Source organism: Enterobacter roggenkampii (genome assembly GCF_001729805.1).
Taxonomy (GTDB): domain Bacteria; phylum Pseudomonadota; class Gammaproteobacteria; order Enterobacterales; family Enterobacteriaceae; genus Enterobacter; species Enterobacter roggenkampii.
In genome coordinates, this window is the sequence record NZ_CP017184.1 from 3,462,746 (window position 1) to 3,478,988 (window position 16,243).

The window sequence follows — 16,243 nt, forward strand, 5'->3', positions numbered from 1 at the left end:
ATTGCCATTTCATTTCCGATTCCTTTTGCTTTGCCAATCAATCTGTGAATACCCTCAAGGAATTAACACCACTGAAACAATAATATAACTTTCAGAGGTGACATCATGCTCAATAAAGAACGTCATTACGCAATACTGACCTACCTCAACCGATATGAGCGCGCGACGGTAAGCCATCTCGCTAAAATTTTTGGCGTCACCCGCGAAACTATTCGCAGTGACCTGAATATATTATCGAAAGAAGGGAGCGTTGAGCGTTGCCATGGTGGCGCCCTTATTAAGCGCCGTATTTTTCACACCCAGTCCGTCAATAACCTTGATAGCAATATCATTCATTTTTTGAATCTGCTCAGTCAAAAAAAACAGCCAAATCTCGACATAAAGGGCGAAAGATGAAAGGCAAAGTCTGTATTTTAGGGTCGTTCAACGTCGATATTATTGCGAATGTGGATCGTTTTCCACAAAGCGGTGAATCGATATTTTCAGAAAATACCATTATCGGGCCGGGGGGAAAAGGCGCGAACCAGGCGCTGGCAGTGAGTAAATGTAATGTGAAAACGCACTTTGTCGGGAAAGTAGGAAACGACCAGTTTAGCCAGATGGCCTATGAGCATCTTACCTCGTCGGCAATTAACAGCTTTATGCTTTATCAGGACAAAGACAAGAAAACCGGTACGGCGCTTATTTATGTTTGTCAGGGCGACGGTGAAAATATGATTGCCATTAGCCCGGGAGCTAATCAATCGATTACCGCAGATGAGGTTGAAGCCATTATTCCAGAGTTAAAAAACTCGGATATCTTTTTAACCCAACTGGAAAATAATTTACCCGCCACGTTCCGGGCCATTGAACTTGCTCGTTTCTGCGATATTAAGGTGGTTTTAAACCCGGCCCCCTTCTCTTCTGAGGTGGCAAGCTGTCTGAAAAACGTTGATTTTCTTACGCCTAATGAAACAGAAGCATCTTTGCTATCGGGTATTGCCGTTACTGATATGGCCAGCGCGAAAGCGGCAGCAAAAGCGATAAAAGCCAAAGGCGTGGGCTGCGTCATTATCACGATGGGAGCCAAAGGCGCGCTTATTTATGACGGCGAGCAGTTTATTCATATTCCTGCGCTAAAAGCGTTATGCGTGGATACAACAGGGGCGGGAGATGCCTTTAACGGTGCATTTACGGCCAGTATGGCCAAAGGAGAGTCTCTCGTTCAGGCCGCAAAATTTGCCTGCGCCTTTGCCTCCCTGGCCGTCGAAAAAGAAGGAGCGTCAAATATGCCAGAGTACAAAGATGTGCTCACTCGTCTGACGCAATATGAAAACATCGCCATTCACATTGAGAAAAATTAACACCACGTTTTTTTTCGCTTTTTTACGTCCGATGCAGGTTATACATTGCATTCGCTGCAACCATTAAAGTAATGGGAGTAAGTTCGATGAAGGCTTTAACTGAAACAAAACCCAGCGAGCGGATATCCCTTGCAAGCCACATATCACAGCAACGAACCGTTACTCGCGCCGCACGCTTTCGTCAAAAGATGCGCAGGTGGTGGCCATTTTATGTGATGGCGCTGCCGGGAGTGATTTACTTTTTTATCTGGCACTATTTACCCATCTGGGAAACGAAAATCGCTTTTGAGCAATACCGGATCATTCCTCCCAATATTTGGGTAGGCATGCAATATTTCACCACGCTAATGTCTTCTCCCGTTTTCTGGCAGGTAATACAGAATACGGTCATCATTGGCGCGATGAAACTGGTCTTTATTTTCCCGGTACCCATTATTCTCGCCCTGCTGCTCAATGAGGTGCGTTCATCCGGTTATCGTAAATTCGTCCAGTCGGTCATTTATTTACCGCACTATTTATCATGGGTTGTTATTGCCAGTATTGCTATCGCCACGCTGTCGCCCGTCGACGGCGCGATTAACGACGTCATTAAATCTATGGGATACGACCCGATTCCGTTTATGACGGATACTGGCACGATTCGCTGGGTGCTGGTTTTCACTGAAATGTGGCGCAGCGCCGGATGGGATTCTCTGCTCTATATCGCGGCAATTCTGGCCATTGACCCACAGCTGTACGAAGCGGCGGAGATGGATGGCGCAGGCCGCTGGCGAAAAATCTGGCATATCACTCTGCCAGCCATTACGCCCACTATCGCAACGCTGTTCATCCTCAACGTCGGGCTGTTCCTGAGCCAGGGCTTTGATCAGGTGTTCAACATGAGCAACGACGTGGTGAACGGGCAGATAGATATCATCGACACCTATGTATACCGCATGGGCCTGCGCACCGGCGAATTCTCACTAGCAACGGCGGCAGGGTTATTCAAAGGCGTGATTGGCATGGTCCTTATCGTGCTGGCTCACAACGTCTCTAAACGCCTGACGGGTAAAGGAGTCTGGTAATGCGCTGGTCATCTCGAAGCACCCCATTTGAACGCATTGAATATGTTCTTATTCTCTCCGTTCTGCTGTTGCTGGTCATCGTTACGCTTCAGCCTATTCTGAATCTGGTAGCCGTCTCCTTCTCAAGCCCGGCGAAGGTCGCAGGCATGAGTGGCCTTGCCATTATCCCGGAGGGTTTCTCACTCGATGTCTGGAAGCTGCTGCTGAGCAATAAGGCCGTTCTTCGCGGGTTTGGAAACGCGATGCTCATCACCGTGGTGGGCACGATCGTCAACGTGATTTTCACCGTGCTGCTGGCCTGGGCGCTGGCGCAAAAACGCCTGCCGGGACGCCGCCTGCTGTTTATGTTCGTGCTCTTCACGATTGTTTTTGAGCCGGGCATCATTCCCGATTTTTTGGTGATGAAGAAGCTGGGCCTGCTGAACAGCTATTGGTCGGTCATTCTCTATCGCGCTGTTTTCGCATGGTACCTGATCATTCTGGTGCGTCTGTTCGAAGAGATCCCGGAAGAGCTGCTGGAAGCCGCCGAGCTGGATGGCGCGAATCCTTTCCAGACGCTATGGCACGTCATTCTGCCGGTTGCCAAATCCTCTATTGCCATGATCACGCTGTTTTATATGGTGCTGCACTGGAACGAATTTTTCCGCGCCATGGTGTATCTCAACGATCCGGACAAGTGGCCGCTGCAGGTTGTGCTGCGTCAGTTTGTCGTTGAGGGAGATAAGTTATCCATGGTCGGTGTGGAAAGTATGTCTAACTACACTGATGCCAGCCAGATCAGTATCAAGGCGCTCAAAGCCGGCATGATCACGCTGACGATAGCCCCTCTTATCGCCATCTACCCCATTATTTTGCGCTTCTTCACCAAAGGCACCATGTCCGGTGCGGTGAAGGGTTAACAAGGAGCGATGACGATGAACGTATCCAATACCCTTACCCGCGTCCTGCTGGGCAGTCTGCTGCTGTGTCAGGTTGCGCAGGCAGAGCCGGTGACGATCAGGGTGGTGGAGAAAGACCTGCTCACCACCAACCGGGAAGACGTGGAGCATATCCACCGCATAGAACAGGCGCTGGCGCGGCAGGGTCACGATATCAAAATTGAGATCGTGAATCTCTCCTCCTCCGGCTATTCCGACGTGCTGAACGTGATGCTGCTTTCCGGCACCATCCCGGATCTGATCTACTTCAACGGCAGCGATCAGAAAATGGTTGAGCAAGGCATTCTTGAGGACTGGCGTCCGTGGATCGCAAAGACCCATTATCTGAAAGAGGCGCTGTGGCCGCACAACAAGCTGCGGCTGCAAAACCATCCGACGCTGCTTTACGTCTATCCGCTGCGGGCGCGCCAACCGGTGATCCGCGAAGACTGGCTGCAAAAAAGTGGCTTCGGTGCGTCCCCCAAAACGCTGGAGGAGTACGTGACGCTGTTTAGCGCCATTCACAGCGGTGATTTCAACGGCGATGGCAAAGCGGATACGGCCGGGATCACCTCTGAAAAAGATCTCCGCGATCTGGATGGTTTTTTAAATCCGGCGTTTGGGCTCCGCGCTACGTGGCTTAAGGACGCGCAGGGTCAGTGGACACACGCGCAGATTAGTCCGCAGGAGCGCGACAAGCTGCAGTATTACCACTCACTGTATGAGAAAGGACTGCTCTCTTCGCAGTACATCACCACCAACTGGGAGCTGAAAGAAGATCAGTTTTACACCGGTAAAGTGGGCGTCGTTTCCGTCTCATCACCGGGGAACGTGGGGGTCTATCAGGAGAAAATGCGCCAGGTCCACCCGGATGCCACGCTGATGCTGCTCGATCCCCCCAAAGGTCCGGGAGGGCAAGGTCTCGCAGCGGTGGATGTGTCGATGGAGACCCGCGGTTTCGCAATGTCGACGCTGTCGAAGCATAAGAAAGAGGTCATGATTTTGCTTGATTTCCTGGCAAGTCCGGAAGGGCAAATGATGGAGCAGATGGGGTTTGAAGGCACTCACTACGTTCGTAAAGGCGATGCGGTTACCGTCACGCCAAAGATTAATGCCTGGTATCCGCGATTTATCTATGCCGCAAACTGGAAACCGCCAGTGGAGTGGCGCTCGCCCGCCATGCTGCGCTACATCGACAATTCACAACGCTATTTTGCGGCAGACAACGCGTTTATTTTCCCGTCAACCTTTGCGGCCGCGCTCGATTCCACCAGCAGCATTTATAACGAATGGGCCTACAAATTTGTCTCAGGCAAGGCCTCGTTCGATATGTGGGATCAATACGTCAATGCCTGGAAATCTGCCGGGGGTAACGCCATGACTCAATACGCACAGGAAAAATTAAAATGACAGATAACTTATCTTTCAGCTCCCGGGTTCTTGGCATGCTCTACGGCGTTGCATTTGGTGATGCGCTGGGTGGCCCGGTCGAGAAACTGTCCGCCCGTCAGATTCAGGAAAAATATGGCAAAGTCACCTCCATCAACCAGCGCTGGCACCGGATGGACGAGCCGTCCTCACGTCGCAATAACCGCATTCGCGGTAATGGGATCATTACCGATGACACGTTAATGACGCTGTGTCTGATGGAAGTGTACGACGAGCTGGGTCGCCATATTGATGCCTGGGACATGGCGGGACCGTTTGTCCGGAAAATCGCCTGGGAACCCCGCTGGGTGCCAGAGCTGGACAGAGAAGCGCTGGTCATTGAGCGCCTGTTTTACCCAGAAAAATGGATATTTCACCGTCTGCAGCTTGCGGCCTGCGATCCTCGTCAGGGCGGGGTTGGTAATATGGTCAACTGCGGTGCCGCCATGTACGCCGCGCCAATCGGCGTAATTAACGCCTGTAACCCCACCGCCGCCTATCAGGAGGCTATCAACTTTACGCTGGGGCACCAGCAGAGCTATGGGCTGGAAGCAGCTGGCGTGTTCGCCGCCTGCGTCTCGGCGGCGTTCATCCCGGGGATCACCCTGGATGCCATCATTGATATTGCCCTACAGCTGGCAAAAGACGGCACGCGTAAGGCTATCAACGCCACGCTGGATGTCGCCTGCTGCTACCGCGGGCAACCCTGGGATTACCTGCAGGTTGTCGATGCGCTCCACGAGGCGCTTCTGCCCTGGTCTCCAATGGGTGATGACCTGATGCACGGACCGGAAAAAGCCGGGGTGCCGACCATGGCGTACCAGCCTTCACGTCTGATGTCGATCGAAGAACTCCCCATGGCGCTGGCGTTCTGCCTGCTTCGGGAAGGCGACTTCCGTGGCGCGGTAGAAGATTCCATCAACTCGGGGCGCGACACAGATTCTATCGGGGTCATGAGCGGAGCCATTCTCGGTGCCCTGCACGGTAACACAATTATCGAGCCGGACGTGCTTGCCGGGATTGAACACGCCAACCGCCTCGATCTTCGCGACGCCGCGCGACGCTTTACTGAAACAGCGCAGCGCATTATTCAGCAGGATCTCTGTGCCGCAGAGGAATACCGCCAGCACGTCACCCCGTTTTTGCAACCGGAGCATCGCGCCGGTCGAGGAGAGTAACATGAGCCAAATCGTATTGAACCACCTGGGTAAATCCTACGGCAACGTCAGCATCATCAAAGACATCTCGTTGAATATTCATGAAGGTGAATTTATTGTGCTGGTCGGCCCTTCCGGGTGCGGTAAATCCACGCTTTTGCGGATGATAGCCGGACTTGAGGATATCACCTCTGGCGAGCTGCTCATGCAGGGCGAAGTGGTGACCACCCTGCCCGCAAAAAAACGCGATATTGCGATGGTATTCCAGAGCTACGCGCTCTACCCGCACATGAAAGTGCGGGACAACATGAGCTTTGCCTTAAAACTCGCCAACGTGCCCAAAGCAGAGCGCATGGCGCGGGTTGAAGAAGCGGCTGAAATTCTCGGGCTGACACATCTCCTTGACCGGGTGCCGCGTGAGCTTTCCGGGGGTCAGCGCCAGCGCGTCGCAATGGGCCGGGCCATTGTCCGCGATCCGAAAGCCTTTTTGTTCGATGAACCGCTGTCCAACCTGGACGCTAAACTGCGCCATAAAATGCGCGGCGAAATTCGCAAGCTCCACCAGCGAATCGGGCGCACGACAATCTATGTCACCCACGATCAAACCGAAGCAATGACCATGGCGGATCGTATCGTGGTGCTGAATGCAGGCAATATTGAACAGGTCGGGACACCGGAAGAGCTTTATCATAATCCGGACAACCTCTTTGTCGCAGGATTTATTGGCACCCCGGAGATCAACACCCTAAAAGGCGTAATCCAGGCCGGTAGCGTGGTGCTGGCGAACGGCTACCGCTTCCCCTGCCCGCTCAAGTCCTATATTGACGGGATGAAGATCGTCTGCGCTATTCGTCCACATCACCTTCGAATCAGCAATACCGGGGTAGCAGCAGAAATTGTACTGGTCGAGATGACCGGCGAAGGGCAGGAGATTCTGGTTCGCGTCGGCGACCAGGAGATGATTGTCGTGTCGCATGAAAAACTGGATGTCAGCCCTGGCGATGCGGTATTGCTGGAAGCCGAGCTCTCCAGGGTCTTCCTGTTTGAGGAGAAAAGTGGGCGCAGGTTGCGTACGTAAATGACAAAAAGCCCGCATCATGCGGGCTTTTTTTAATGCAGGGGGATTATTCCCACTCAATCGTAGCCGGTGGCTTACCGCTGATGTCATACACCACGCGGGAAATGCCGTTCACTTCGTTGATAATGCGGTTAGACACGCGGCCCAGGAAGTCATACGGCAGGTGCGCCCAGTGCGCGGTCATGAAGTCGATGGTTTCCACCGCACGCAGGGAAACAACCCAGTCGTACTTGCGGCCATCGCCCATGACGCCGACGGAGCGAACCGGCAGGAACACGGTGAACGCCTGGCTTACCTTGTTGTACAGGTCAGCTTTGTGCAGCTCTTCGATGAAGATCGCGTCCGCACGACGCAGCAGGTCGCAGTACTCTTTCTTCACTTCACCCAGCACGCGCACGCCCAGACCCGGGCCCGGGAACGGGTGGCGGTAGAGCATGTCGTACGGCAGACCCAGTTCCAGACCGATCTTGCGCACTTCGTCTTTGAACAGCTCGCGCAGTGGCTCAACCAGGCCCATCTTCATCTCTTTCGGCAGGCCGCCCACGTTGTGGTGAGATTTGATGACGTGTGCTTTACCGGTTGCGGAGGCCGCAGACTCGATCACGTCCGGGTAGATGGTACCCTGCGCCAGCCACTTCACGTCGTCCAGCTTCAGCGCTTCTTCGTCGAACACTTCAACGAACACGCGGCCGATGATCTTACGTTTCGCTTCCGGATCGTTCTCGCCTTTCAGCGCGTCCAGGAAGCGCTGCTCGCCTTCCACGTGAACGATGTTCAGACCGAAGTGGTCGCCGAACATGTCCATGACCTGCTTCGCTTCGTTCAGACGCAGCAGACCGTTGTCCACGAAGACGCAGGTCAGGTTTTTGCCGATGGCGCGGTGCAGCAGCATCGCGGTCACGGAGGAGTCCACGCCGCCGGAGAGGCCGAGGATCACTTTGTCATCGCCAACCTGCTGGCGGATACGCTCAACGGCGTCGTCGATAATTTTTGCCGGGGTCCACAGGGCTTCACACTGGCAGATGTCGCGCACGAAGCGCTCCAGCATGCGCATACCCTGACGGGTGTGGGTCACTTCCGGGTGGAACTGCACGCCGTAGAAACGTTTTTCTTCGTTCGCCATGATGGCAAACGGGCAGCTCTCGGTGCTGGCAACGGTCACGAAGTCAGACGGGATAGCGGTGACTTTGTCGCCGTGGCTCATCCACACGTCCAGCAGCGGTTTGCCATCTGCGGTCAGGGAGTCTTCGATACCGCGCACCAGCGCGCTGTCGTTTACCACTTCAACCTGCGCATAGCCGAACTCGCGCTCGCTGGAGCCTTCTACGTGGCCGCCCAGCTGCATTGCCATGGTCTGCATACCGTAGCAAACGCCGAATACCGGCACGCCAGCTTCGAATACGTACTGCGGCGCGCGCGGGCTGTTTTCTTCGGTGGTGCTTTCCGGGCCGCCGGACAGGATGATGCCGCTTGGATTGAATTCGCGAATCTGTGCTTCCGTGACATCCCACGCCCACAGCTCACAGTAAACGCCCAGTTCACGCACGCGACGCGCCACCAGCTGAGTGTACTGAGAACCAAAGTCCAGGATGAGAATGCGATGTTTATGAATGTTTTCCGTCATTGACGCTAATTCCGAGGCAAGTGAAACAAAAACAGAGCGCCCGGCAGAAGCCGGGCGCGGAAATTAATCAGGAGCCCAGACGGTAGTTCGGGGACTCTTTGGTGATCGTCACGTCGTGAACGTGGCTCTCCTGGATACCCGCACCGCTGATGCGTACGAATTCCGCTTTAGTACGCAGCAAGTCAATGGTACCACAGCCGGTCAGACCCATACAGGAGCGCAGGCCGCCCATCTGCTGGTGAATGATCTCTTTCAGACGGCCTTTATAGGCAACGCGACCTTCGATACCTTCCGGCACCAGTTTGTCAGCGGCGTTATCGGTCTGGAAGTAACGGTCAGAGGAACCTTTGGACATCGCGCCCAGGGAACCCATACCGCGGTAAGATTTGTAAGAACGGCCCTGGTAGAGTTCGATTTCACCCGGGGATTCTTCGGTACCGGCCAGCATAGAGCCAACCATCACCGCCGCTGCGCCCGCAGCGATCGCTTTCGCGATGTCGCCAGAGAAGCGGATACCGCCGTCAGCGATAACCGGAATACCGGTCCCTTCCAGCGCTTCAACCGCGTCAGACACGGCGGTGATCTGCGGAACGCCCACGCCGGTCACGATACGCGTGGTACAGATAGAGCCAGGACCGATACCCACTTTCACCGCGCTGCAGCCAGCGTCAGCCAGCGCACGAGCGCCTGCGCCAGTAGCTACGTTACCGCCGATGATCTGCAGGTCAGGGTATTTGGCACGGGTATCACGGATACGCTGCAGAACGCCTTCGGAGTGGCCGTGAGAGGAGTCAATCAGCAGGACGTCAACGCCCGCGGCAACCAGCGCGTCAACGCGCTCTTCGTTACCGGCACCTGCGCCAACCGCAGCGCCTACGCGCAGACGGCCATGCTCGTCTTTACAGGCGTTAGGCTTACGTTCTGCTTTCTGGAAATCTTTAACGGTGATCATGCCGCGCAGGTGGAAGTTGCTGTCAACAACCAGCGCTTTTTCAACGCGTTTTTCGTGCATTTTTGCCAGCACCACGTCGCGGGTTTCACCTTCGCGAACGGTAACCAGACGCTCTTTTGGCGTCATGTACACGCTGACAGGCTGGTTCAGGTCAGTCACGAAACGCACGTCACGACCGGTAATAATACCAACCAGCTCGTTCTCTTCGGTCACCACCGGGTAACCGGCGAAGCCGTTACGCTCGGTCAGGGCTTTCACTTCGTGCAGGGTGGTGGTTGGCAGAACGGTCTGTGGATCGGACACGATGCCGGATTCATGTTTCTTCACGCGGCGAACTTCTTCCGCCTGACGTTCGATAGACATGTTTTTGTGAATAAAGCCAATGCCACCTTCCTGTGCCAGGGCAATTGCCAGGCGCGCTTCAGTCACGGTGTCCATTGCCGCAGAGAGCATAGGAATGTTCAGGCGAATGGTTTTCGTCAACTGCGTGCTGAGATCGGCAGTATTCGGCAGAACGGTGGAATGAGCGGGAACGAGGAGGACGTCGTCAAACGTCAGTGCTTCTTTAGCGATACGTAGCATGGGCAATATCTCTGACCTGGGTGGTTAAATATTGCCGTGGCATTATACAGAGCGTAACCGATTGCATCTACACTTTTTTATAAAAAAGCTTGCGATTGCCTCTCAGCAGGTTACTATCGACTGAATAACTTGCTGATTTAGAATTTGATCCCGCTCACATGTTATCCTCTCAATCCCCCTCAATTTATACCGTCAGCCGCCTGAATCAGACGGTGCGTTTGCTGCTTGAGCAGGAAATGGGGCAGGTCTGGATCAGCGGTGAAATCTCTAACTTCACGCAGCCCTCCTCCGGCCACTGGTACTTTACGCTAAAAGACGACACCGCCCAGGTGCGCTGCGCGATGTTCCGCAACAGCAACCGCCGCGTGACGTTCCGTCCTCAGCACGGCCAGCAGGTTCTGGTGCGCGCCAATATCACCCTCTATGAGCCGCGCGGTGATTATCAGATTATCGTCGAGAGCATGCAGCCTGCGGGCGAAGGTCTGCTGCAGCAGAAGTACGAACAGTTAAAGGCTAAGCTCTCGGAAGAGGGACTTTTCGACCAGCAGTTCAAAAAGCCGCTGCCCTCGCCTGCCCACTGCGTGGGGGTCATCACCTCGAAAACCGGTGCGGCACTGCACGATATTTTGCACGTTCTGAAGCGTCGCGACCCTTCCCTCCCCGTCATTATCTACCCGACCGCCGTGCAGGGTGACGATGCGCCGGGGCAGATTGTGCGCGCCATTGCGCTGGCGAACGCGCGTCAGGAGTGCGACGTCTTAATCGTCGGACGCGGCGGCGGCTCGCTGGAAGACTTGTGGAGCTTTAACGACGAGCGCGTGGCGCGGGCAATCTTTGCCAGCCTTATCCCCGTGGTGAGCGCCGTCGGCCACGAAACGGACGTGACGATCGCCGATTTTGTCGCGGATCTCCGCGCGCCGACGCCGTCCGCGGCGGCAGAGGTGGTCAGCCGCAACCAGCTGGAGCTGCTGCGTCAGATCCAGAGCGGCCAGCAGCGTCTTGAAATGGCGATGGATTACTACCTCGCCAACCGGACCCGGCGCTTTACCCAGCTTCATCACCGTCTACAGCAGCAGCACCCGCAGCTGCGCCTGGCGCGTCAGCAGACCGTACTGGAGCGCCTGCGCCAGCGCATGAACGTGGCGGTGGACACCCAGATCAAGCGCGCGGTGTCGCGCCAGCAGCGCGTGACGCAGCGTCTGAACCAGCAGAACCCGCAGCCGAAAATTTATCGTGCGCAAACGCGGATTCAGCAGCTTGAGTACCGCCTGGCGGAAACTCTCCGTGCGCGACTGAGCGCCACCCGGGAACGCTTTGGCAATGCGGTGACCCACCTTGAAGCGGTCAGCCCTCTCTCCACGCTGGCGCGCGGCTATAGCGTGACGACGGCAACGGACGGCAAGGTGCTGAAGCAAACCAAACAGGTGAGTACCGGTGATGTGCTGACGACGCGTCTGTCGGACGGCTGGGTAGAAAGCGAAGTGAAATCAATTAAACCGGTGAAAAAGACGCGTCAGCGTAAAACCGGATAATTCTTCGCCGGTTACTTACTATACTGCTGCTATTCCCTTTTTTAATAAGGAGAGCAGCATGCCCCATCTTCATAGCGTGATTCCCCCGTATATTCTTCGTCGTATTATCGAAAGCGGTTCCGAACCGCAGCAGCGCTGTGCCCGCCAGACCTTAACCCACGTCCAGACGCTGATGGCCCATATGCCGGGCAAACCCGCCGCGCCGCACGTGAATAAAGCCGGACAGCTGGAGCGTGATATCTACGACGCGAAGCAGACCCAGGAGCTGCCGGGTACGCAGGTGCGTTACGAGGGACAGTCGTCGAACGGCGATGTGGCGGTAGACGAAGCGTACGAGTATTTGGGTATTACCCATGATTTCTTCTGGAAGGAATATCAGCGCGATTCGCTCGATAACAAAGGGCTTATTTTAACCGGCACCGTTCACTACGGTCGGGAATATCAGAACGCCTTCTGGAACGGTCAGCAGATGGTATTTGGCGACGGCGACGGGGAAATATTTAACCGCTTTACCATCGCCATAGACGTCGTGGCGCATGAGCTGAGCCACGGCGTGACCGAGACTGAAGCCGGGCTTATCTACTTTGAGCAGTCCGGCGCGCTGAACGAGTCGCTGTCGGACGTGTTTGGCTCGCTGGTGAAACAGTACCGTCTGAAGCAAACCGCCGATAAAGCGGACTGGCTGATTGGTGAAGGGCTGCTGGCAAAAGGCATCAACGGCAAAGGGCTGCGCTCGATGTCTGAACCGGGCACCGCCTACAACGATCCGCTGCTCGGCAAAGACCCGCAGCCTGCACACATGAAGAATTTCATCAAAACGCGTGAGGATAACGGCGGCGTACATCTGAACTCCGGCATCCCCAACCGGGCATTTTATCTGGCCGCGACGGCGATCGGCGGCTACGCCTGGGAAAAAGCGGGTTATGCCTGGTACGACACGGTTTGCGATCGCAATCTGGCGCAGGATGCAGATTTTGAGGCCTTCGCAAAACTGACGATCGCGCACGGAGAGAAACGCTCCGGCGGCGACGTTGGGGTGGCCATAAAACAAGCCTGGGAACAGGTGGGAGTGTTGTAAATGCAGGTTCCGGAACTGACGGATGACGCCGTGGTTGAGCTGGCCCGGGAAGGCGGCGTCGCTTATATTCCCAAGCTGAGCGGCCAGCGCACCATCGCGCTCTCCTCGCTCAATGAGGCCCAGCGCCAGCGCCTGGTCAGCATCCTGGAGCAGGCCTTTCCGCGCGGTCAGCCGCCGGGACAGGCCTCGTCACCCGGCAGCGGCGACCAGCGCTATTTCCGCATCCAGATTATCTGGACCGGGCAAAATCAGGCGCACTATGCCGATATCATCGTGCTGGTGCCGGAGCAGGAAGCACCCGAGTCGCTGGTCGAGCTGTGGCAGAAAGGCGAAGGCTGCGTGTGCGATTAACCTTCGGCCCGAACAAACTCCACGCGTTTTTTGGAGATAAGGCCGTGGCCGTTCTGGCAGAAGTAGTCCACTGCCCCGCAGGCTTTTAAGACCTGGAGTGGCTGATGGCACTCCGGGCAGCGGGCTTCAAGCGCAATATCCTTATTACAGCTCTCGCAGTGTGCCACCCCGTTCAGGGGCTCAAGCGGTGCCTGGCAATCCGGGCAGGTAATAGTCATGGTGACTCCTTAAAAGCATTCTGGTCTGCGATCATTTTACCACGTCGCGTTCAGTGCGGGCCACGCAGCTGTTGCTGCAAGGTCAGCAGCAGCTCAACTTCCTCGATTCGGCGACGCGTCGTGCGGCTCACCTCGTGCGGATCCCGTTCAAAAAGACTGTTGGTGCCCAGAATGTGCCCGGCAAGACAGTGCTCGTAGAGTGTCCCGGGGATATGCCAGCGCTCAATATCCTTACCCTCACTCAGCTCAAGCACATCCTCCGCGCCGCGCCGGTCGTGGCTGATGATGCGCCCGTCGCGCAAACAGAGCCGTAATCCTTTTTGCCCGCCCGCGGGTCCCGCGTATTTGTTCAGCCAGATATCCACCGGCACGCCGCTGATGCGACCCTGAAGATGCGCCTCGCCCTCCGCCGTGGACATGTCGCCTTTTGCGATAGCGCGGCCCAGGCGGTCTTTAGCCGTGACCACCTGCAACGTCATCTCATCACTTCCGCCCAGATAACGCACCGTTTCGCGCAGCATCGCCAGCACGTGCGTACCGATATCCAGGATTACACCGTCCGGGTGGCGAAGCGTACGCGCGTCCGGCTCGCCGGTAGCAAAGTTAAGCGCGATGGGTTCCCCTGCGGCGTTATATCCGCTCGGCTCCTGCAAAAAGCCGTCGATTTTGACGATGTCAGAGACGCTGCCAACCAGCGACCGCTTTACCGTTTCGATGCGCGCCATCCAGTGATCGAGCGCCAGCACGCGGGAAGCAGCGTCGGGGTTTGCCAGCAGCGCGTTGAGCTTTTCGATTTGGGGAAGCGTGGCGACGATCGGTTTTTCAATCACAATCCGCGGAACGGCCGAGGCTATGGCCTGTTCCAGCACCTCGAGGTGGTGCAGCGATGCGGTGGTAATAAAGAGAGTATCAAGCGGTACGGCGAGAAGTTCCGTAAGCGAAGCGCAGCGCGTGACGCCTTCAGGCTGCCTGGTGGGGAGAACATCAAATCCAAAACAATGAACCGCGTGACCATAAAGGCGACGTAAGGCGGGCAGATACGCGGTTTCCACGACCGCACCAAGACCGACAAATCCTAACTGCATAGTTTCACCTCAGGGAATCGATGCCGGGGCATAACGCCGCCCCGGCAAGCCCGAGGTTTATGAGGCGTTAGCAGCCGGTTTAGTCTGCGCATTTTCCAGCATGCGACGTACCGGAACAATGAGGACGATCAGTACCGCGGCACAAATCAGCAGTGCGACGGAGCAGCGCGCAAAGAGATCCGGCAGCATATCCAGCTGGTCGGCCTTCACGTGGCCGCCAATCAGACCCGCCGCCAGGTTACCCAGCGCGCTCGCACAGAACCACAGCCCCATCATCTGGCCGCGCATTCTCTCCGGCGCCAGCAGCGTCATGGTCGCCAGGCCAATCGGGCTGAGACACAGCTCGCCGAGCGTCAGCATCAGGATACTGCCCACCAGCCAGAACGGCGATACGCCCGCCCCACCGCTGCTCAGCACGTTCTGTGCCGCCAGCATCATCAGGCCAAAGCCCGCTGCGGCACACAGGATACCGATAACAAACTTGGTGATGCTGCTCGGACGAATGTTCATGCTCGCCAGCTTCGGCCACGCCCAGCTGAACACCGGTGCCAGCAGGATGATGAACAGGGCGTTGATTGACTGGAACCACACCGCCGGGATTTCGAAATCGCCGATCATGCGGTTAGTGTAGTCGTTGGCAAACAGGTTGAACGAGGTTGGCTTCTGCTCGAACGCGGACCAGAAGAACGCCGCGGAGATCAGCAGAATAAAGCAGACCAGCAGTCTGGCGCGCTCTTTACGGTTCAGTCCTGCAAAAACAAACAGATAAATAAAGTAGAGGGCAACGGATGCCGCAATCACGTAAACCAGCACGCTGGCTACCGCGACCGGGTTAATCACAATCACGCCCTGCGCAATCAGCGTCACGATCGTTGCCACGCCTGCCGCCAGCGCCAGCAGCCAGGCGCCCACGCCGTTACGCTTCACCACCGGGCTGTTCCAGGTGGAGTCGAGGCCGACTTCGCCGTCATAGCGTTTCATTGCCGGAACGGCAAACACGCGGAAGATAATCAGCGCCACCAGCATCCCGATACCGCCAATACCAAAGCCCCAGTGCCAGCCGTGGGTTTTGATCAGCCAGCCGGAAATCAGCGGGGCAATGAACGAGCCCATGTTGATGCCCATATAGAACAGCGAGAAACCGCCGTCACGGCGCGCGTCGCCTTTTTTATAAAGGGTACCGACCATTACCGAGATACAGGTCTTAAACAGCCCGGAGCCGAGCACGATGAACATCAGGCCGATAAAGAACAGGTTATTGCCCATGATGGCCGAGAGCGCAATCGACAGGTGACCGAGCGCAATCAGGATCGAACCGTACCAGACGGCTCTCTGCTGGCCGAGCCAGTTATCCGCCAGCCAGCCGCCCGGCAGCGCCGCCAGGTACATGGTACCGGCAAAGATACCGACAATCGCCGAGGCGTTTTCACGCGCCAGGCCCATCCCGCCGTCATAGACGGTGGCGGCCATAAACAGGATCAGTAACGGACGAATGCCGTAAAACGAGAAACGCTCCCACATCTCGGTGAAGAACAGCGAACCGAGCGGATACGGATGGCCGAAGAACGTTCGGCTTTCTTTTTGATTAACAGAGGATTGCATAATTCTCCCGAAAGGTATGTCGTCGTGCTTGTAAACACCAGCAGGTACGCCGGCCAGTTACGTATCTGGCCGATTTTTTACATGCGGCGAAAAGTTGGTTAACCATTTGATAACCAGGCGCTAGTTTTGTCTAGTACCGGACCTTGGACTTTAAGATGAAAATTCGACGATTGTCTACTTTCTTAGATTTAAACTTGGTTAAAAGTGAATAGTGATTGACTTCACACAGAGA

13 protein-coding genes and 1 pseudogene are annotated in these 16,243 nt (G+C 55.9%); 9 read left to right on the forward strand and 5 right to left on the reverse strand.

Going from position 1 to position 16,243, the window contains the following annotated elements; translation table 11 throughout:
• Positions 1 to 105: 105 nt before the first annotated feature.
• The 6 genes and pseudogenes from BFV67_RS16245 to BFV67_RS16270 all read left to right on the forward strand — a co-directional run bounded on the left by BFV67_RS16245 (position 106) and on the right by BFV67_RS16270 (position 6,987).
• Positions 106 to 1,343: pseudogene (locus BFV67_RS16245) on the forward strand (ribokinase).
• A gap of 326 nt (positions 1,344 to 1,669) precedes the next feature.
• Positions 1,670 to 2,407, forward strand: a complete 738-nt coding sequence (locus BFV67_RS16250) for an ABC transporter permease (RefSeq protein WP_231433847.1) — start codon at positions 1,670 to 1,672, stop codon at positions 2,405 to 2,407.
• Complete coding sequence (locus tag BFV67_RS16255; protein WP_021241831.1) at positions 2,407 to 3,306, forward strand: carbohydrate ABC transporter permease; 900 nt, start codon at positions 2,407 to 2,409, stop codon at positions 3,304 to 3,306. Before BFV67_RS16250 ends, BFV67_RS16255 begins: the two co-directional genes overlap by 1 nt.
• A 15-nt stretch (positions 3,307 to 3,321) precedes the next feature.
• Complete coding sequence (locus tag BFV67_RS16260) at positions 3,322 to 4,734, forward strand: extracellular solute-binding protein (RefSeq protein WP_069598667.1); 1,413 nt, start codon at positions 3,322 to 3,324, stop codon at positions 4,732 to 4,734.
• Positions 4,731 to 5,930 (forward strand): ADP-ribosylglycohydrolase family protein, encoded by a 1,200-nt coding sequence (locus tag BFV67_RS16265; RefSeq protein WP_032667598.1) that lies wholly within the window; start codon positions 4,731 to 4,733, stop codon positions 5,928 to 5,930. The genes BFV67_RS16260 and BFV67_RS16265 overlap by 4 nt, the downstream gene beginning before the upstream one ends.
• A 1-nt stretch (position 5,931) precedes the next feature.
• Positions 5,932 to 6,987: an ABC transporter ATP-binding protein gene (locus BFV67_RS16270; RefSeq protein ID WP_021241834.1), complete on the forward strand. Its 1,056-nt coding sequence runs from the start codon at positions 5,932 to 5,934 to the stop codon at positions 6,985 to 6,987.
• A gap of 46 nt (positions 6,988 to 7,033) precedes the next feature.
• On the opposite strand, the gene guaA is transcribed toward BFV67_RS16270, so the two are convergent.
• Together guaA and guaB are read right to left on the reverse strand one after the other, a co-directional pair.
• The gene (gene guaA, locus BFV67_RS16275; RefSeq protein ID WP_025912810.1) at positions 7,034 to 8,611 is read right to left on the reverse strand and encodes a glutamine-hydrolyzing GMP synthase; all 1,578 of its coding nucleotides are present in this window, start codon (positions 8,609 to 8,611) and stop codon (positions 7,034 to 7,036) included.
• A gap of 67 nt (positions 8,612 to 8,678) precedes the next feature.
• The gene (gene guaB, locus BFV67_RS16280; protein WP_008502128.1) at positions 8,679 to 10,145 is read right to left on the reverse strand and encodes an IMP dehydrogenase; all 1,467 of its coding nucleotides are present in this window, start codon (positions 10,143 to 10,145) and stop codon (positions 8,679 to 8,681) included.
• A 158-nt stretch (positions 10,146 to 10,303) separates the two neighbouring features.
• Between guaB and xseA the strand changes: the two genes are divergently transcribed.
• From xseA to BFV67_RS16295, 3 genes are read left to right on the forward strand one after another with little or no spacing between them, the layout of a single operon-like run.
• Complete coding sequence (gene xseA / locus BFV67_RS16285; RefSeq protein ID WP_021241846.1) at positions 10,304 to 11,677, forward strand: exodeoxyribonuclease VII large subunit; 1,374 nt, start codon at positions 10,304 to 10,306, stop codon at positions 11,675 to 11,677.
• A gap of 58 nt (positions 11,678 to 11,735) precedes the next feature.
• Positions 11,736 to 12,755 (forward strand): M4 family metallopeptidase, encoded by a 1,020-nt coding sequence (locus BFV67_RS16290; RefSeq protein ID WP_069598668.1) that lies wholly within the window; start codon positions 11,736 to 11,738, stop codon positions 12,753 to 12,755.
• Positions 12,756 to 13,106, forward strand: coding sequence for a protealysin inhibitor emfourin (locus tag BFV67_RS16295; protein WP_023617312.1), 351 nt, complete (start codon positions 12,756 to 12,758; stop codon positions 13,104 to 13,106). It abuts the gene before it with no gap.
• On the opposite strand, the gene BFV67_RS16300 is transcribed toward BFV67_RS16295, so the two are convergent.
• The 3 genes from BFV67_RS16300 to BFV67_RS16310 are packed head-to-tail and all read right to left on the reverse strand — an operon-like array spanning position 13,103 to position 16,011.
• On the reverse strand, positions 13,103 to 13,324 hold the full coding sequence (locus BFV67_RS16300) for a zinc ribbon domain-containing protein (RefSeq protein ID WP_023294288.1): 222 nt from the start codon (positions 13,322 to 13,324) through the stop codon (positions 13,103 to 13,105). The genes BFV67_RS16295 and BFV67_RS16300 overlap by 4 nt on opposite strands.
• 50 nt (positions 13,325 to 13,374) lie before the next feature.
• Positions 13,375 to 14,409, reverse strand: a complete 1,035-nt coding sequence (locus BFV67_RS16305; RefSeq protein WP_069598669.1) for a Gfo/Idh/MocA family oxidoreductase — start codon at positions 14,407 to 14,409, stop codon at positions 13,375 to 13,377.
• A gap of 57 nt (positions 14,410 to 14,466) precedes the next feature.
• On the reverse strand, positions 14,467 to 16,011 hold the full coding sequence (locus BFV67_RS16310) for a peptide MFS transporter (protein WP_008502133.1): 1,545 nt from the start codon (positions 16,009 to 16,011) through the stop codon (positions 14,467 to 14,469).
• Positions 16,012 to 16,243: the final 232 nt, after the last annotated feature.

Bases quoted from the DNA above. Each gene is read 5' to 3' on its own strand.
- BFV67_RS16250 (WP_231433847.1), top strand. From the start codon at position 1,670: ATGCAATATTTCACCACGCTAATGTCTTCTCCCGTTTTCTGGCAGGTA.
- BFV67_RS16255 (WP_021241831.1), top strand. From the start codon at position 2,407: ATGCGCTGGTCATCTCGAAGCACCCCATTTGAACGCATTGAATATGTT.
- BFV67_RS16260 (WP_069598667.1), top strand. From the start codon at position 3,322: ATGAACGTATCCAATACCCTTACCCGCGTCCTGCTGGGCAGTCTGCTG.
- BFV67_RS16265 (WP_032667598.1), top strand. From the start codon at position 4,731: ATGACAGATAACTTATCTTTCAGCTCCCGGGTTCTTGGCATGCTCTAC.
- BFV67_RS16270 (WP_021241834.1), top strand. From the start codon at position 5,932: ATGAGCCAAATCGTATTGAACCACCTGGGTAAATCCTACGGCAACGTC.
- guaA (WP_025912810.1), bottom strand. From the start codon at position 8,611: ATGACGGAAAACATTCATAAACATCGCATTCTCATCCTGGACTTTGGT.
- guaB (WP_008502128.1), bottom strand. From the start codon at position 10,145: ATGCTACGTATCGCTAAAGAAGCACTGACGTTTGACGACGTCCTCCTC.
- xseA (WP_021241846.1), top strand. From the start codon at position 10,304: ATGTTATCCTCTCAATCCCCCTCAATTTATACCGTCAGCCGCCTGAAT.
- BFV67_RS16290 (WP_069598668.1), top strand. From the start codon at position 11,736: ATGCCCCATCTTCATAGCGTGATTCCCCCGTATATTCTTCGTCGTATT.
- BFV67_RS16295 (WP_023617312.1), top strand. From the start codon at position 12,756: ATGCAGGTTCCGGAACTGACGGATGACGCCGTGGTTGAGCTGGCCCGG.
- BFV67_RS16300 (WP_023294288.1), bottom strand. From the start codon at position 13,324: ATGACTATTACCTGCCCGGATTGCCAGGCACCGCTTGAGCCCCTGAAC.
- BFV67_RS16305 (WP_069598669.1), bottom strand. From the start codon at position 14,409: ATGCAGTTAGGATTTGTCGGTCTTGGTGCGGTCGTGGAAACCGCGTAT.
- BFV67_RS16310 (WP_008502133.1), bottom strand. From the start codon at position 16,011: ATGCAATCCTCTGTTAATCAAAAAGAAAGCCGAACGTTCTTCGGCCAT.